Consider the following 15,369-nt stretch of genomic DNA (forward strand, 5'->3'; position numbering starts at 1 on the left):
CAAAAATGGTTGTACTAGCTTATCCCTGTGCTAGCGTTGAACTTAAATCTGGGTTGCCATTCACCGGCGCTGCAATTCCCGCTGCTAAGAATGGAATCAACTTACTAATAATGTCTTTGGCATCCGCACGCTCATCAAAATCTGCCTCAGCAATCTCACTGAGTGCCTGCCCCGAAACTTGCACAAACACTGTAGCGCCCAAAGTAAAGTGTAGACGCCAGAAAATAGTTGCTGCACTTAATTGCGGATTTGCCTGTTGAATACACGCCAAAACGCGTTGAATAACATGACCAAAGTGATGCATGGTGAAGCGCCGTAAGTGGCCCTGAATTTCACTATATGCATGGCCAAGCAAACTCAAGTAAATAGAGGTGCCGTTGGGATTTAAACGGTCTAAATTGAGTAAGGGCTCAACAAAACAATTCAGCACGTCTTCGGTGGTATTAAAACCTTGCGCTTGTAACGCCACTAAGCCAGCGTCTAAAGCCGGCATAAATGCTGCGTGGTAGCGTTCCATGACCGCTTGAATCAATGCTTTTTTGGAACCGAAATGATAATTCACCGACGCTAAATTGACGTCGGCGATACTGGTGATTTGGCGTAACGAGGTGTGCTCGAAGCCTTGCTCAGCAAACAAACGCTCAGCGGCGTTCAATATTTTGTCTTTGGTTTTTAGCACTTTCGCCATGCTTAAGCCTTTTTGGATAACCCATCGCCAAATTAAAACAGGTGTTTAATTTAAACCAAAGGTAGACTTAGTACAAGCCGCGAAAGTGCTTTACCCTCTGTGTTTACACGCAGCTATGCAGGATTAGCCGAGGTATCAAGTGGTGCGAAGCTTTTGATTAAATCGTCCACTGCTTTCATTTGCTCAAGGTATTGACTGAGCTTCGCTAACGGCAATGCGCAAGGACCATCACATTTGGCTTGGTTCGGATCTGGGTGCGCTTCAATAAATAAGCCCGCTAAGCCTAAGGCTAGACCGCTACGTGCAAGCTCTGCTGCCTGCGCGCGACGACCGTCTGCTGAATCCGCACGCCCACCCGGGCGCTGCAACGCATGGGTGGCATCAAACATGACAGGGGCGAACGCTTTCATGTCATCCATACCCAGCATGTCGACCACTAAGTTATTGTAGCCAAATGACGACCCGCGCTCGCATAAAATCACTTGTTCGTTACCGGCTTCTTTGAACTTGGTTAAGATATGGCGCATTTCGTGAGGCGCTAAAAACTGAGGCTTTTTGACATTAATGATGGCCCCAGTTTTGGCCATCGCCACGACTAAATCTGTCTGCCGCGCTAAAAAGGCTGGTAACTGGATAATATCCGCGACCTCAGCGACTGGTGCCGCTTGGTGTGGCTCGTGCACATCGGTAATAATTGGTACCTGAAACGTCGACTTAATTTCGGCTAAGATGTCTAAGCCCGCCTCCATGCCAGGTCCTCGATACGAGTGAATCGACGAGCGATTGGCTTTATCAAACGATGCTTTAAACACGTAAGGAATACCAAGCTTCGAGGTCACTTCCACATACTGCTCTGCGACTTGCATCGCCATATCGCGCGACTCGAGAACGTTCATACCGCCGAACAGAACAAACGGAAGGTGGTTAGCAATCTCGACCTGATGGCGACCGCTTGTAATTTGAATAATTTGTTGGTTCATATACTACCTATGTAAACCTGATGGCGAATTAACCGAGCAACATCGGCGCCTTAGAAAATGCGACATGCACCAGCCATAACCAGCTCACAATCGCGAGCACGAAAGCAGGAAACTTGAGCTTCGCCGTCACTCGCCCACGTAAAGACAAAATGGTCAGTACGGAGAAGACAATATACACAATAAAAAATAGCGCCTTTTCACCAATAAACCCGCTTGGGTAGACGCTTATATCCACATGCATAAGTATGGTGATGATACTGACCACTAACAAAGTATCAATGACGTGCGGCACAATTTTTAGAAACTTTTGATTGAGAGCATCTGGGCGACGCACCGCCAACAGGAACCGGATAACCAGCAACACCAGGCTCAAAATTGCCATGGTCATATGAAAGTGCTTAAACGCTGTGTACATAGATACTTCCTTGATTGTTATAAAGTTATTTAATTAAGCTGCGTAGTGCGCTGATATTCGCACTCACAGCATCCACCAACGCCGCTGAGAAATGCCGCTCGCGCTCTTCTTGCAAACGCTGAACTATACCCTCGTCGCTTAAATCATGACCGGCCAATTTAGAAAAATGCATCGCCATGCCGAGCACTTGACTCTCAATGGCAATACTTTGACCTTGTTTGCCCTCAGGGAGCCCCAAACCATCAAAGCGTTCCAGGCGCTCATTTAAAGCCCGATACGCAATTTGGGCAGCGTCAGAATCCGCCATATGTAACGGTCGCACCGCGCGCTTAAGGCGCTCCTGGCAAGGCGACACTTTGCTCGCTGGTTGCTGGTCCATCACTGCGAATAACTGCTCAGCACGCTCATACATAGTCGCTGCGGTAGCGGTCTGCTGCACCCGCGCAGGGCTCAGTTGTAGCTGTGTTGCCAACGCGTGCGTTACTTGCACAAACGGTGTTTGCTGACGTAATGACTTCGCGACATGTTCTTGCTCCAGCACCATCAGGCGGCTTACCATGTCGGCCATCAACTCGTCTGTATCCTGCAGACATGTGACATTATCGTGGGCTAGTTGTACGTTGTCGGCGAATAACTGCAGCAAATCTTTTTCGCTGTCGGTTAAATCGCGGGTTAAACCTATCATGCACAGCAGTGCGCCTTGCGGTCGGCATTGGCTCGGGCAATACGCCAGCACAAAGTCTTCGCCGTAGAAAATACCGTGAGAACGCACAACCTTATCAACTTCCGGCAATACATGTTTGGGCAACGACGCTTTAATCTGTTGATTCATCAGTTGGTCGGCATCTTCACCATAGGCAGCGCGAATAATCATATGGGCAGGGTTTGCAGAACGCCCAGCCGCCGCATACAAGGTTTGCCGCGCACCACCAATCACCCAGCTCAGCTGCTGCACTAAACCATCAACAAAGTGCTCCATCGATTGCAGCGCAAATAAGTTGGTGGACGAAGCAATCACTTTCTCTAAGCCATGACGGCTATGATCAATTGAAATAATGTCACGGTACGAACGCAAGCTCGACATCACTGCAGTAAATAATTTTTGCGCCGTGAGTTCAGTTTTCGATTTGTAATCGTTGATATCGTAATTGACAATAACCGTGCGTTCTGGCGCTTGGCCTGGCTGGCCAGTGCGTAAGATAATTCGGGTAAAGCGGTTGCCGATATCTTCCCGAATGAATTTGGCAACATGCAGCCCGGCGTCGTCGGTCTCCATCACCACATCGAGTAACACAATCGCCGCATCAGGGTGCTGGGTGGCTAATTCACGCGCTTCTTCACCTGAATAGGCACTATGAAATTCAAGGCCTCGACCAAGAAAACTGAAGTCACTAAGCGCTAACTTAGTAACCGCATGCACTTCAGGCTCGTCGTCGACAATAAGAATTTTCCAACATTCTTGTGGCAACTCTTGTTGCTTGGTCGGCTCATCCGCAAATAAAAATTGATTACTCATAAGTAGTTATCAAACTCTCCTTAAACTTACAGCGGCAAGTGTAACGCGACGCTAGCCACGCTGCGCAAAGGTAACCCTGTCCAAGTTAGCATAATCCTTCGCGGTATTAACCTTTTGATAACCTTTTTCGGTAAAAATGTCAGCAACTTTAGCTGCCTGTTCGAAGCCATGTTCAAGTATCAACCAACCCTTTGGGTTCAGGTATTTTGCACCCTGTCGAATAATATACCTAAGGTCTGCCATGCCATGATCAGCGGCAACTAGCGCACTGCGCGGTTCAAAGCGCACATCACCTTGCTGTAAATGGCTATCTGCTTCGTCGATGTAGGGCGGATTGGAGACTATCAGATCAAATTGCTGGCCTTCCACGGCAGCAAACCAATCGCTCTGGATGACTTCAATACGCGCATTCATAGCATGCTGCTGGACATTGCGGCGCGCCAAGGCGACCGCGTTCGGTGCTACGTCAACCGCAGTAAATTGCCAATCTGGTTGCTCGGTTGCTAATGCGAGACTAATCGCGCCCGTACCACAACCAAGTTCAAGCACTCTCGCTTGGGCTGGTAACGCCAATTGTAGCACTTGTTCAATCACTATTTCTGTGTCCGGCCGGGGGATCAATGTGCTGTCATCAACCGCCAACGTCAGACTCCAGAAATCCCGTTGCCCAAGAATATGGGCAATCGGATGTCCTTCCCGACGGCGCTCTATTAAACCACGATAACCATGCCACTCGTCAGCCGTTAATGGCTTATCTGAATACATATACAGGTACTGACGGTCGCACTGCAGTGTGTGTTGTAATAACAACTGTGCATCTAACAGCGCAGTGTCACTGCCGCACAAGGCCGCTTGGCTTTTACCAAACGCCACGGCTCGACTAATCGTGTAATGACTGGTCATTCGGCTCAACTTAACCTTCCGCCAAGGCAGCTAATTGGTCTGCCTGGTACTCTTGCACAATCGGTTCAAGAATTAAATCAAGACCGCCTTGCAGCACCTCATCCAAGCGATACAAAGTTAAGTTAATGCGGTGATCGCTCACCCGGCCTTGTGGATAGTTGTAGGTACGGATGCGCTCTGAGCGGTCGCCACTTGCCACTAAGCTACGGCGGGTTGATTGCTCCTGTTGGCGACGTTTTTCATCTTCTGCCGCTTGCAGCCGTGATTGCAATACTGACATCGCCTTGGCTTTGTTCTTATGTTGCGAGCGCTCGTCTTGACACTCGACCACCACGCCACTTGGAATGTGGGTAATACGCACCGCGGAATCAGTCCGGTTGACGTGCTGACCACCTGCCCCTGACGCCCGATAGGTATCAATGCGCAGATCCGCAGGGTTGATTTCAATTGCATCGGCCTCAGGAATTTCCGGCAACACTGCCACGGTGCAGGCCGAGGTATGCACACGCCCCTGTGACTCAGTTTCAGGCACCCGCTGAACCCGGTGCCCACCCGATTCAAACTTCATGCGGCCGTACGCGCCGTCCCCGACCATATGCGCAATAATTTCCTTAAAGCCACCATGTTCGCCTTCGTTCGCGCTGACTACACTGATGCGCCAGCCATGCTGCTCGGCATAACGGCTATACATACGGTACAAATCGCCGGCAAAAATTGCTGCTTCATCACCACCGGCACCAGCGCGAATCTCTAAGTAGCACGGGTTATCGTCGTTAGGATCTTTAGGCAATAATAGAATTTCAAGTTCGCGCGACAAGGCCTCACGTTGGGCTTTTGCCTCGCTCAACTCTTCTTCTGCCATTTCACGCATCTCAGGATCATCGTCCTGACGCATCGCTTCTGCTGCAGCTTCATCATCTACGGCGCGCTGATAGCGCTGGAAACATTGCACAGTTTCTTCAAGCTGTGAGTACTCACGCGACAGCCCACGGAACTTATCTTGATCGGCAATAATGCTGGCGTCGCCAAGTAATACCTGAACTTCTTCGTAACGCTCTACGAGCCCCTCGAGCTTACGAACGATGGATTCTTTCATGCCCCTTCCTGCTATTCTTTAATAAGTTTTTGATAAGCGGCAAGCGCCGTCAGATCGCCACGCCGACCCGCTTCCTGAATCGCCCTTGTCGGTGTGTGCATCAAGGTATTGCTTAAGCGGTTCGTGAGTTCAATCAATAGGTCTTGCGGATCTTTGCCTGAGTTTAGGCCTTGTAATGCTCGCTGTAGCGCTTGCTCAGCCAGCTGTTGATGCGTTTCACGGTAACGCTTGAGCAAATCCACACTATTCAAACTACGCATCCAGGCATTAAATGCCTCTGCTTGGGATGCAATCATCGCTCGCGCAGCTTCGGCTTCGTTCTCACGCTGCTTTCGGTTCGCGCTGACAATCGATTGTAGATCGTCAACGGTATACAAAAATACGTCGTCTAAGTCACCCACCTGTTCTTCGACATCTCTTGGTACAGCAAGGTCAATCAGCAACATCGGTTGGTGGCGACGCTTTTTTACCGCACTCTCAACCAAGCCTTTACCGATAATAGGCAATGGACTAGCGGTGGATGAAATCACGATATCTGCTTGCGGCAATAAATACTGCAAGTCACTTAATGAGTGTGCTTCACCACCGACTAATTGTGCCAGCGCTTCCCCGCGCGCGCGCGTACGGTTGGCGATCAGCATCCGCTTGACCCCTTGCTCGCTTAAGTGCCGCGCAGCCAATTCTGCAGTTTCCCCGGCCCCCACCAGTAGTACGGTGGCATCTTTAAGACTGGAAAAAATATGCTTGGCCAAATTGACTGCGGCAAATGCCACCGATACTGCGTTCTGGCCAACTTCAGTGTGCGTTCTTACGTCTTTAGCAATAGCAAACGTGGATTGGAACAAACGCTCGAAAATGGTGCCTACCGTACCAGCTTCTTTTGCTTGCTGATACGCTTGTTTCACTTGGCCAAGTATTTGCGGTTCACCCAACACCAGTGAATCCAAACCAGATGCGACCGCCATTAAATGGTCGACCGCTTCGGTATCTGCCAATTGATACAAATATTGTTGCAACTCTGCTGCGGGCACTTGATGAAAATCTGCGAGCCATTGCACGACAGGCTCAAGGTCAGCTTGTTCCAGGTGGCAATATAATTCGGTGCGATTACAGGTAGACACAATCACGCTCTCGGACACATGTCCAAGTTGCGTTAACGACTGCAGCGCCAGTTCTAGTTTGTCAGCTGCGAAAGCAACTTTCTCACGAACTTCGACAGAAGCTGTTTTATGATTCACACCCAGTGCTAAAATGGTCATAGATGAAGGATCACTGACACTCTTTTTCATTAAAAAATTTAAGGGCTGTATTGTATTGCAAACCCCCAACTATTGAAAGCAAGCTAGCTTTCATGCTCAACTTATTGCCCGACTTTAGGTAAGGAACCTCATGCGTCAGATTATTGTTTCCCTAATTCTCGTATTGCTGACAGCCTGCGCTGGCACACCACTGAGCGCACCAGAGCAAGAGGTGGATGCTGACGCTATCGCCTCACACCAGCAAAGCTTACAACGCGTTGATGCCTGGGAATTTCAATCCCGGATGGCGTTTGTTGACCGTCAAGCCAACGACCGCCAAGCGGCAAGTTTACGCTGGTACCACAGTGACAATGAACGCGCCTTGCGCATCTCACATCCATTGCGCGGCACATTAGCCAGAATTGAAGAAACCTCGGAAGGTGCCAGCCTGACTGATAATCAAGGGCAAACTTACCGCGCACGAGATATTGAATCACTGCTGATGACCCACCTCAATGTATTTTTACCGATTGACTTAATTCACGCCGCCTTACTCGGGCGTATCCCTGAAACTACGATTATTAATCCAAATTATTACGCCGATGGCACCCTCGCGAGCTATGAGGTTGATATTGAACACCCCTTTGCCGCATGGTCCCAGCGCCCTGCGCAAACCTGGCAAGTGACCTTAGGCCGCTACAGTAGCGTCGAGACTGACGCTCAGACACACAGCCAAGATGCGGTTGTGCAACTGCCACACGAACTTCAACTTCGCTCAGATGACTATGATATCCGCTTAAGCATTAGCCGCTGGAGCATTCTGTAATCTTGGAACTTAGATACCTGAACCACGCTATGCCATCGAGACTTTAACTATGCATGCATTACCACAAGACATCACTATCCACTGCCCCGCAAAACTTAATTTATTTTTGCATATCACCGCACAACGCAATGATGGTTACCACGAACTCGAAACCCTGTTCCAATTTATCGATTTATGTGACGACTTACACATTAGCGCTACGACGGATGGGCGCATTGATCTATTAACCCCGTTGCAAGATGTCAGCCACGAAGATAATTTGGTGTATCGCGCAGCCATGCTGCTAATGCCTCTGCGCAAAGATGCACAACAAGGTGCGCAAATAAGTTTACACAAGCGAATTCCCATGGGCGGCGGTCTCGGTGGTGGTTCATCGAATGCAGCAAGCACGTTAATTGGCCTAAACCAGTTATGGGGCCTTGGTTTAGACCGTCGCCAACTTGCCGACCTTGGGATCCAACTGGGGGCCGATGTACCGGTATTTATTTTCGGTCAAGCCGCATTCGCCCGTGGTGTCGGTGAGCAGCTTGTGGCCGTCGAGCCAGCGCCTGCGTGGTATCTCGTGGTGCATCCACAAGTTCACGTCAGCACCGCGAGTGTATTTCAGCATCCGGATTTGCCACGCAACAGCGCACCGATTACCACCGAACTCAGCGAATGGGCATCTCACCGTAATGACTGCCAGTCACTAGTGGCTTCTTTGTATCCGCCGGTTGCCAAAGCAATCGACTGGTTGGTAGAATACGCGCCGACCCGAATGACAGGAACTGGGGCTTGTGTGTTTGGCTGTTTTGACAGTCAAGCGGCTGCACAAAAAGCTCTAGCTGCAATGCCAAGTGCATTCAGCGGATTTGTCGCGCAAGGGTTGAACACCTCTCCTGCGTGGCAAGGACTGTGAAAGTCATATTAACCCACTACAATTTGGTCGAGGTAATGCGTGCCTGACATGAAGCTTTTTGCTGGTAATGCCACACCAGAGCTAGCCCGAAAAATCGCCGACAGACTCTATATTAAATTAGGGGAGGCGGATGTAGGCCGCTTCAGCGACGGCGAAATAAGTGTCCAAATCAACGAAAATGTTCGCGGTGCCGACGTTTTCATTATCCAATCTACTTGTAACCCCACTAACGATAACCTCATGGAATTGATAGTCATGGTCGATGCCCTGCGCCGCGCGTCTGCAGGCCGTATCACCGCTGTCATGCCGTACTTTGGTTATGCGCGTCAAGACCGCCGTGTGCGCTCAGCGCGTGTACCGATTACGGCTAAAGTAGTCGCTGACTTCTTATCCAGTGTCGGTGTCGACAGAGTGTTGACCGTAGACTTGCACGCAGAGCAAATTCAAGGTTTCTTCGATGTGCCTGTAGATAATGTATTTGGCAGCCCTGTATTGCTTGAGCATATGAAACAACAGCAATTCGACAACCCGGTAATGGTATCGCCAGATATTGGTGGTGTGGTGCGGGCACGTGCAATGGCGAAGCTGATGAACGATGCCGACTTAGCCATTATCGACAAGCGCCGTCCAAAAGCCAATGAGTCTCAGGTTATGCATATTATTGGTGATGTCGCTGGGCGTGATTGCATCATGGTCGACGACATGATTGATACCGGTGGCACCTTGTGTAAAGCCGCAGAAGCACTGAAGAAACATGGCGCAAAACGTGTGTTCGCGTACGCCACGCACCCTGTATTTTCGGGTAACGCGGTGGAAAACCTAAGTAACTGTGATATTGATGAAGTTGTGGTTACCGACTCAATTCCACTGGACCCGCGCATGCTCGAAACCGGCATTGTGACTCAGTTAACCTTGAGCGGCATGTTGTCTGAAGCATTACGCCGCGTCAGTAACGAAGAGTCCATTTCAGCGATGTTTGAGTACTAGTCAGTCGTATTCCTTTACGCACTGATATAAAGCCAGGCTCGCCTGGCTTTTACGTTTTTAAATGAGCACTAATCAATATATTGCGCGGGGTGAGTTGATAGTGACAAAAGCTTGAGATGTGCGCTTCATATCCCTGCTCGGTCAAATAAAGCGCGCGGTCTAGCACTAACCAGAGTTCAAGCATCCGCCGATACGCATGGCGTAGCAAATCAGCACGCTTGATCTCTAGGTACAATTGCTCAGCTTGTTCAAGCATTTCAACTTGAGCCGTCGGGCTATCGCTCAAGCGCGGGGTTGGCTTGAGTTGCTCAGCCCAAACACAAAACGCGCTAAAATCGGCGCTAAGCAACTGCTTTGGCAGCGCAGGTAGTGGCTGATACTCAGTCGTTTGATTACTCTGTTCGTGCCAAAGCTGCCAGGCTAAGCGCCATGTAACCTCTTGGCGCCGCAATCGCCCAACCCGTTGACCGCCAGTAACTTGACCTTGCACCGCCAGTTTCAAATCAGCTCGGGTCAGTTGCATCAAGCTTTCAGCTCGCACCATAGCGGACATCGGTTGATAGCACGCCGCATTATGTAAATGATAACAGCATGGCGCAATATGTAATTCAGCTGTACCTTGTTGTGCCGCCAGAGTGATCAAACGCTGGTGTAAACCACCGCACGCATGCAGCGCTAAACCCTGTTGCACGCCTTGTAGTAACCTATGTGCGTCGTCAGCCAATACATCTTGTTGCACGAAGCGCTGATTGACGTCGTGGCGCTTAGCCAATGCCATTCCCGCTGTGCACAGTTCAGCCTGCAACTCCGCGCTCACCACCGATGTGACCACGTTCTGCTGGGCGTTATGAAATGCAAGCAAGCGACCCAAATGCCCCTTCCCTGCGCACCACTCCAAACTTGAGCGAGCTGGCGTCGGCAACGCGGCGATAAAGTGACGTATCTGCTCAAGTTTGCGACCTTGAATGCCATTCGTCAGCCAGAACGGTAAAGGCATGACCGGGGGACTATCAACTGCTGCTTCGTCAGGGACCAACAACACAGCTAGTAATGTAGGTGCCTGCTCAATACATGGCAGGTATGGCGCAAAAAATTGCGCCAGCTTGGCAGGGTTTGCATCAATGTCTTCAACCTCCTCTTCGGTTAAGCGCGTTAATGCTGCCTGTAAAGCTGGCTGGGATGCCAAGTGGTGCTGTTGTGCCGCGATGCCAGCGCGGCTGAATGAATAACTTTGCCAGTCCTTCCGCCCAGTGGCTAATGACTGGTCAAGCCAACGCCAAGCGTGATGTAAATCCTGCTGAGAGCTCAACACAATATTACTCAATACTCTGGGTATCGACGGTCACAAGGTGACCTAACAAGACACGCTGTAAAAATGCCAGTGCTCTTTGGTCCGCTTGTGCCCATGGCGAGTCCGCTGTCACCGCGTTCGGAGTATTCTCTTCCGCCGTGGTTAATTGAACCAAATAATGTTCGGTGCCGACTTCCTCCAGACGCTGATGTAGCACACGGCCTTGCGCTTCAGGAACCACTTGGTCGCGATTGGCATAAACGCTCATCACCGGGGGTGCCTGACGGCGTACATAATGAATCGGCGAAGCAGCACTGGCGATATCACTGTTTTCGCGTAATAAGCCGCCAATTAGCAATGCCTCAGGTGCCGTCGATGACGCTCGATCGATACTGCCAGCATGACTCAGCAATGCATTTAGATCCGTTATACCACTGTAATTCACCACCGCAGCTACATCGCTACGAATGTGGGTGTATGCACCTAAGTTACCCGCCATATCTTGGGCTTGATTGGTCATTGCACTTGCTAAAGCAAGCTGTCCGCCGGCCTCATGCCCCCATAACGCGATTCTCTGAGGGTCAAAGCCGTAGCGGTTAGATTGGGCTCGCACCCAGCGAATAGCCGCTTTGACATCGTGCAATTGCGCTGGCCACTGCGCTTCATCCGTGAGCCGATAATTCATCGCCACCACTGCAAAATCGCCGCTCGTCACTAACCCAAGCATGCGCTCAGCGGCTTGTGCTTTATCCCCGCTTTGCCACAATCCACCATGTAAATATATCACCACTGGCATGGGTACGTAGCTTGGCTGCTCGGGCACATATACATCCAGGCGCTGTCGCGGATTATCATTGCCTGCATAAGGAAGGTCTAAATAATAACGAATCGGGTGTTGCAGTAGCTGCGCCTCGGTCAGCGCGCCAGCTGGTAGCATGACTAGGGCTTCTTGGTCAGCTGCCGGTGCGGTGGCTGGCTCTTGTGTTGCCGGTCGCTGCGCACAGCCTGCTAAAGCAGCCACTACGAACGCAACTGCAGCGCACTTTAGCAATGCCCAGCCGGAGCTGCGTTGAAACGTTGGATTGTGCATAGGTCTACCTCAATTAACGAGCTAAATAGGATTAAAAAAATATAGCAAGAACAGGCTGACTCCCCTAGTCCACCAAGCTATCCTTAAACATTAATTTACCATAACAGTAAGATAAGGACCGATTATGCCTAATTCTGTTGGATATGCCGCGCAAGGCGCCGATAAGCCCCTCGAATATTTTTCCTTTCAACGTCGAGCGCTCGGCCCGCGTGACGTCCACATCGATATTCTTTACTGCGGCGTGTGCCACTCTGACTTGCACCTTGCGCGTGACGAATGGGGCGGCACGGTATACCCCATTGTACCTGGTCATGAAATTGTCGGCACTATCCGTGCAGTTGGCAGCGAGGTCAACCAATATCAAGTAGGTGATACAGTCGGCGTAGGCTGCATGGTAGATTCCTGCCGCCAGTGCGAAAACTGCGGTGACGGCTACGAGCAATATTGCGACCAAGGCTTTGTGGCTACTTATAATAGCGAAGAAAAGCAAACTGGCGGCGTTACCTACGGCGGCTACTCAAACAATATTGTAGTAGACCAAGATTTCGTGCTTCGAGTTGACCCCAAACTTGATTTAGCGGGCGTTGCACCTTTGCTCTGCGCTGGTATCACCACCTATTCACCGCTGCGTCACTGGAAGGTTGGTAAAGGCCATAAAGTGGCTGTGGTTGGGCTGGGTGGCCTGGGCCACATGGGGGTCAAAATTGCCAAAGCAATGGGGGCTGAAGTCACCATGATTACCACCTCCGAGAGTAAAGTGAATGATGCCAAACGTCTTGGCGCCGATGCTGTGATCATTTCGCGTGATAAGGATGCAATGAAAGCGGCACGTAATAGCTTCGACTTTATTTTGAATACCGTCGCCGTGCCCCATGACCTTGATGCCTATTCCAACCTATTGCGCCGTGACGGCAATATGACATTAGTCGGTATTCCTGCAGAGCCTCACCCGTCACCTTCGGTGGGCGTGCTTATCGGCAAACGCCGCTCTATTTCCGGTTCATTAATTGGCGGTATTGCTGAAACTCAGGAAATGCTTGATTTCTGTGCCCAGCACAATATCACTGCCGATATCGAATTGATTGATATGCAGGAGATCAATGAAGCGTACGAGCGAATGCTCAAAAGTGATGTGAAGTACCGCTTTGTGATCGACATGCAAAGTTTAGCCCAGGCTGCTTCGCAGTCGTAAGTGACTCTTTACATCTACTTTTTTGCGTTTCTTGCACGCCTTACTATACTTAATTTGGACATCTGCTGTGTTGCCAGGCAATGACTTCAACACCATGGTCACACAGCAGATTTTATCTTTTAGGTTTCAGTGAGGAGTTATCATGGCAGCAAGAAAAGGAACCAGTGCAAGCGAGAAAGCTGATACTGCAGCGCAAAAAGCGCATGAGGCGATTGAGAAAGCTAAGCCAGCTGACGACGTCGTTCGTCGTGCCGCCAACGCCGCTCATGAAGGCGTTGACCGTGCCGCGGATTACGCGACACACGCAGCCGAGTCGCTCTCTGAACGTGGCCACCAGCTCAAGCAGAAAGAAGAAGAGTGGGTAGGCAAAGTGAACGACTATGTGCAAAAAAATCCGGTAACTGCCCTAGGTATCGCGGTTGCGGGTGGGTTCTTAATCAGCCGTATTCTTAGTAATCGTTAATCGTAACGGTGTATTTGCTAATCGCCACCAGCTGTGGTGTTCTTAGCTCACCTTTTCCGATACTAACTATTATGGCGACCTATGCAAGACTTTGGAAATAACGCGGGCTCTTCGGAGCCCGCGACTGAATCTCAAGCACAGACCGATGCAAGCATGGGCCAAGGCCTTCTTCGCGAAATCAAAGCGCTGGCGGACGAATACCGCAAGTTAGCTCGTGACCATGTGCGCTTAGCGGCGTTAGAAACCCGTCAAGCCGGCGAAAGCATTGTCAGAATGGTCATTTCTGGAGTTGTAGCGGGCGGCGTTGCGGTGATTGCTTGGGCTAGTATTGTCGGCGCTGTGGTCGCACTCATCGTTGAGCGCGGCTGGGCGAGCGTCAGCTTAACCTTATTGTTATGCGGCATCCTACATATTGTGGCCTTACTAGGTCTCGCGGTAGTGATTCGCAAACAAGGGCGTGGTTTATTGATGTCAGCCATCGTGCATGACTTAGACCCAACACTGACCGGTGACGTAGGGGATATTGAAAAACCTGCCACTATGGATAAAACCAGTCAATAAACCAGTAATTTAACCATCGCAATAGGAACCTCTATGCCTGGCTTGTTAACGCTATTTACGTCGGACATTACCAAACAGGAAATTGCGGAAGCGCAACGCGCACTGCATTTGCGTAAGAAGCTTGTGCATGCTCGTCACCGTATGTTGTATACCCATACCAAGCAGAGTTTGGCGAGTAAGAAAGCCCTGATTGCTGCGGTCAGTGCTGGTTTTGTGGTTGGTCAAGTAAGTAAAAGCGGCCGTTGCCAGCACTGCGACGCGAAAGGACAAAACCAACAAGCGCAAAAAGAGCCACTGGATTTCAGTGATTTGCTGCGCCGGGGTTTAAAAATCTATTCTCTGGTGCAAACAGCATCATCCTTGACTGGCTTTTTACAGCCAGATTAAGCCGGTTACTAAAACTACATAGCAACGCCAGCACCTTCTGCAGTGCTGGCGTTGCTACTTAACTTCTACAACTCATGCCTTAGCGTAAAAATTCAAGGGCGCCTACTACTGAGGCGACTTGAGCCTGCGCGCAAATCTCTGGGGTAGAACGTGGACTGTCAGGATACACTTCGGTGGTCGTAACAAATTGCGCGTTGGTCAACCCCATACACAACCCGAGCGGTTTTGCGGCATATTCAATCACACCCTGATCGACCATATCAGCACCAATCAGCTTACCTTGCTCATCCGGTTCAGCAATGTGCGTCACGGCCGCCACTTTCTGAATGATCGCACGCTGAAATTCAGCTTGTGGACGCTCACTATCAGCTACCAAGTAAAAGCCATCGGGAATATTCCAGTTATCGTTGACTGTCCCTTCACGGGCAGCTAATGCTGGCCGAAATTCGGAGTTATCCGTATCTGTGGTTTCATGTAAATCAATATGAGCTAAGAAATCGATGCCCTGTTGCTCCAAGTAGGCCATCAATAACGCGGCTTCCTGAGCTTGGCTATTGGTTTTAAAGGAACGATTCGGGTCGACAGCTAACGGATTCCAGCGGTTAATCGTTTCATACCCCCACGGGCTTAGGCACGGTGCAATCACCAGGTTAAAATCGGCACTAAAATGTGAGGCTTGCTCACGTGCGAAGGCCTTGTTGAATAAATAGCGGAACTTTCTCAGTTAGCGTTGATCAGATCGCCAAACCACGCTGATACTAGACACCGCAATGAGCAAAGCAAAATACCGAGTTAAAAACTGGTCTGAATACAACAAAGCCCTTAAACAACGAGGCTC

At 50.2% G+C, this 15,369-nt stretch carries 16 protein-coding genes and 1 pseudogene; 7 read left to right on the top strand and 10 right to left on the bottom strand.

Translation table 11 applies throughout. The features are described 5' to 3' along the window. Positions 1-19: 19 nt before the first annotated feature. The 7 genes from psrA to hemA all read right to left on the bottom strand — a co-directional run bounded on the left by psrA (position 20) and on the right by hemA (position 6,857). Positions 20-688 carry a TetR family transcriptional repressor PsrA gene (psrA, locus tag CWE07_RS12970; protein ID WP_111570330.1) on the bottom strand — a complete coding sequence of 223 codons (669 nt, stop codon included), beginning with the start codon at positions 686-688 and terminating at the stop codon, positions 20-22. Between the two features lie 113 nt (positions 689-801). After that, the gene (kdsA, locus tag CWE07_RS12975; protein ID WP_111570331.1) at positions 802-1,668 is read right to left on the bottom strand and encodes a 3-deoxy-8-phosphooctulonate synthase; all 867 of its coding nucleotides are present in this window, start codon (positions 1,666-1,668) and stop codon (positions 802-804) included. A 28-nt stretch (positions 1,669-1,696) separates the two neighbouring features. Beyond that, positions 1,697-2,083 carry a SirB2 family protein gene (locus CWE07_RS12980; protein WP_111570332.1) on the bottom strand — a complete coding sequence of 129 codons (387 nt, stop codon included), beginning with the start codon at positions 2,081-2,083 and terminating at the stop codon, positions 1,697-1,699. A 25-nt stretch (positions 2,084-2,108) separates the two neighbouring features. Next, positions 2,109-3,599, bottom strand: coding sequence for a response regulator (locus tag CWE07_RS12985; protein WP_111570333.1), 1,491 nt, complete (start codon positions 3,597-3,599; stop codon positions 2,109-2,111). A 51-nt stretch (positions 3,600-3,650) separates the two neighbouring features. Further along, entirely contained in the window at positions 3,651-4,502 is an 852-nt protein-coding gene (prmC, locus tag CWE07_RS12990) for a peptide chain release factor N(5)-glutamine methyltransferase (protein WP_111570334.1), read from the bottom strand. Between the two features lie 10 nt (positions 4,503-4,512). Continuing rightward, entirely contained in the window at positions 4,513-5,598 is a 1,086-nt protein-coding gene (prfA, locus tag CWE07_RS12995) for a peptide chain release factor 1 (protein ID WP_111570335.1), read from the bottom strand. An 11-nt stretch (positions 5,599-5,609) separates the two neighbouring features. Further along, positions 5,610-6,857, bottom strand: a complete 1,248-nt coding sequence (gene hemA, locus CWE07_RS13000; RefSeq protein WP_111570336.1) for a glutamyl-tRNA reductase — start codon at positions 6,855-6,857, stop codon at positions 5,610-5,612. A 130-nt stretch (positions 6,858-6,987) separates the two neighbouring features. Here hemA and lolB point away from each other — a divergent pair, with 130 nt between their 5' ends. The 3 genes from lolB to CWE07_RS13015 are packed head-to-tail and all read left to right on the top strand — an operon-like array spanning position 6,988 to position 9,547. Continuing rightward, positions 6,988-7,662: a lipoprotein insertase outer membrane protein LolB gene (gene lolB, locus CWE07_RS13005; RefSeq protein ID WP_111570337.1), complete on the top strand. Its 675-nt coding sequence runs from the start codon at positions 6,988-6,990 to the stop codon at positions 7,660-7,662. A gap of 49 nt (positions 7,663-7,711) precedes the next feature. Next, positions 7,712-8,560 carry a 4-(cytidine 5'-diphospho)-2-C-methyl-D-erythritol kinase gene (gene ispE, locus CWE07_RS13010; RefSeq protein WP_111570338.1) on the top strand — a complete coding sequence of 283 codons (849 nt, stop codon included), beginning with the start codon at positions 7,712-7,714 and terminating at the stop codon, positions 8,558-8,560. A 39-nt stretch (positions 8,561-8,599) separates the two neighbouring features. Continuing rightward, a complete protein-coding gene (locus tag CWE07_RS13015) occupies positions 8,600-9,547 on the top strand; it encodes a ribose-phosphate pyrophosphokinase (RefSeq protein WP_111570339.1) in 948 nt (315 codons plus the stop codon). Between the two features lie 49 nt (positions 9,548-9,596). Here the strand turns inward: CWE07_RS13015 and CWE07_RS13020 are convergent, their stop codons facing one another. Together CWE07_RS13020 and CWE07_RS13025 are read right to left on the bottom strand one after the other, a co-directional pair. After that, positions 9,597-10,859 (bottom strand): methyltransferase, encoded by a 1,263-nt coding sequence (locus tag CWE07_RS13020; protein WP_126819015.1) that lies wholly within the window; start codon positions 10,857-10,859, stop codon positions 9,597-9,599. Between the two features lie 4 nt (positions 10,860-10,863). Continuing rightward, a complete protein-coding gene (locus CWE07_RS13025) occupies positions 10,864-11,928 on the bottom strand; it encodes an alpha/beta hydrolase (RefSeq protein WP_111570341.1) in 1,065 nt (354 codons plus the stop codon). Between the two features lie 124 nt (positions 11,929-12,052). On the opposite strand from CWE07_RS13025, the gene CWE07_RS13030 reads away from it, so the two are divergent. The 4 genes from CWE07_RS13030 to CWE07_RS13045 all read left to right on the top strand — a co-directional run bounded on the left by CWE07_RS13030 (position 12,053) and on the right by CWE07_RS13045 (position 14,531). Further along, on the top strand, positions 12,053-13,120 hold the full coding sequence (locus CWE07_RS13030; protein WP_111570342.1) for an NAD(P)-dependent alcohol dehydrogenase: 1,068 nt from the start codon (positions 12,053-12,055) through the stop codon (positions 13,118-13,120). Between the two features lie 142 nt (positions 13,121-13,262). Next, entirely contained in the window at positions 13,263-13,583 is a 321-nt protein-coding gene (locus tag CWE07_RS13035; protein WP_111570343.1) for an ElaB/YgaM/YqjD family protein, read from the top strand. An 81-nt stretch (positions 13,584-13,664) separates the two neighbouring features. After that, positions 13,665-14,144, top strand: coding sequence for a phage holin family protein (locus CWE07_RS13040; RefSeq protein ID WP_111570344.1), 480 nt, complete (start codon positions 13,665-13,667; stop codon positions 14,142-14,144). A 33-nt stretch (positions 14,145-14,177) separates the two neighbouring features. Next, positions 14,178-14,531 carry a hypothetical protein gene (locus CWE07_RS13045; RefSeq protein ID WP_111570345.1) on the top strand — a complete coding sequence of 118 codons (354 nt, stop codon included), beginning with the start codon at positions 14,178-14,180 and terminating at the stop codon, positions 14,529-14,531. A 79-nt stretch (positions 14,532-14,610) separates the two neighbouring features. Here CWE07_RS13045 and CWE07_RS13050 read toward each other — a convergent pair. Beyond that, a pseudogene (locus tag CWE07_RS13050) lies at positions 14,611-15,222 on the bottom strand (M14 family metallopeptidase); the annotation flags it as partial. Positions 15,223-15,369 lie beyond the last annotated feature (147 nt).

Origin of the sequence: Aliidiomarina maris (genome assembly GCF_003987335.1) — a bacterium.
GTDB classification, from domain to species: domain Bacteria; phylum Pseudomonadota; class Gammaproteobacteria; order Enterobacterales; family Alteromonadaceae; genus Aliidiomarina; species Aliidiomarina maris.

Bases quoted from the DNA above. Each gene is read 5' to 3' on its own strand.
- psrA (WP_111570330.1), bottom strand. From the start codon at position 688: ATGGCGAAAGTGCTAAAAACCAAAGACAAAATATTGAACGCCGCTGAG.
- kdsA (WP_111570331.1), bottom strand. From the start codon at position 1,668: ATGAACCAACAAATTATTCAAATTACAAGCGGTCGCCATCAGGTCGAG.
- CWE07_RS12980 (WP_111570332.1), bottom strand. From the start codon at position 2,083: ATGTACACAGCGTTTAAGCACTTTCATATGACCATGGCAATTTTGAGC.
- CWE07_RS12985 (WP_111570333.1), bottom strand. From the start codon at position 3,599: ATGAGTAATCAATTTTTATTTGCGGATGAGCCGACCAAGCAACAAGAG.
- prmC (WP_111570334.1), bottom strand. From the start codon at position 4,502: ATGACCAGTCATTACACGATTAGTCGAGCCGTGGCGTTTGGTAAAAGC.
- prfA (WP_111570335.1), bottom strand. From the start codon at position 5,598: ATGAAAGAATCCATCGTTCGTAAGCTCGAGGGGCTCGTAGAGCGTTAC.
- hemA (WP_111570336.1), bottom strand. From the start codon at position 6,857: ATGACCATTTTAGCACTGGGTGTGAATCATAAAACAGCTTCTGTCGAA.
- lolB (WP_111570337.1), top strand. From the start codon at position 6,988: ATGCGTCAGATTATTGTTTCCCTAATTCTCGTATTGCTGACAGCCTGC.
- ispE (WP_111570338.1), top strand. From the start codon at position 7,712: ATGCATGCATTACCACAAGACATCACTATCCACTGCCCCGCAAAACTT.
- CWE07_RS13025 (WP_111570341.1), bottom strand. From the start codon at position 11,928: ATGCACAATCCAACGTTTCAACGCAGCTCCGGCTGGGCATTGCTAAAG.
- CWE07_RS13030 (WP_111570342.1), top strand. From the start codon at position 12,053: ATGCCTAATTCTGTTGGATATGCCGCGCAAGGCGCCGATAAGCCCCTC.
- CWE07_RS13035 (WP_111570343.1), top strand. From the start codon at position 13,263: ATGGCAGCAAGAAAAGGAACCAGTGCAAGCGAGAAAGCTGATACTGCA.
- CWE07_RS13040 (WP_111570344.1), top strand. From the start codon at position 13,665: ATGCAAGACTTTGGAAATAACGCGGGCTCTTCGGAGCCCGCGACTGAA.
- CWE07_RS13045 (WP_111570345.1), top strand. From the start codon at position 14,178: ATGCCTGGCTTGTTAACGCTATTTACGTCGGACATTACCAAACAGGAA.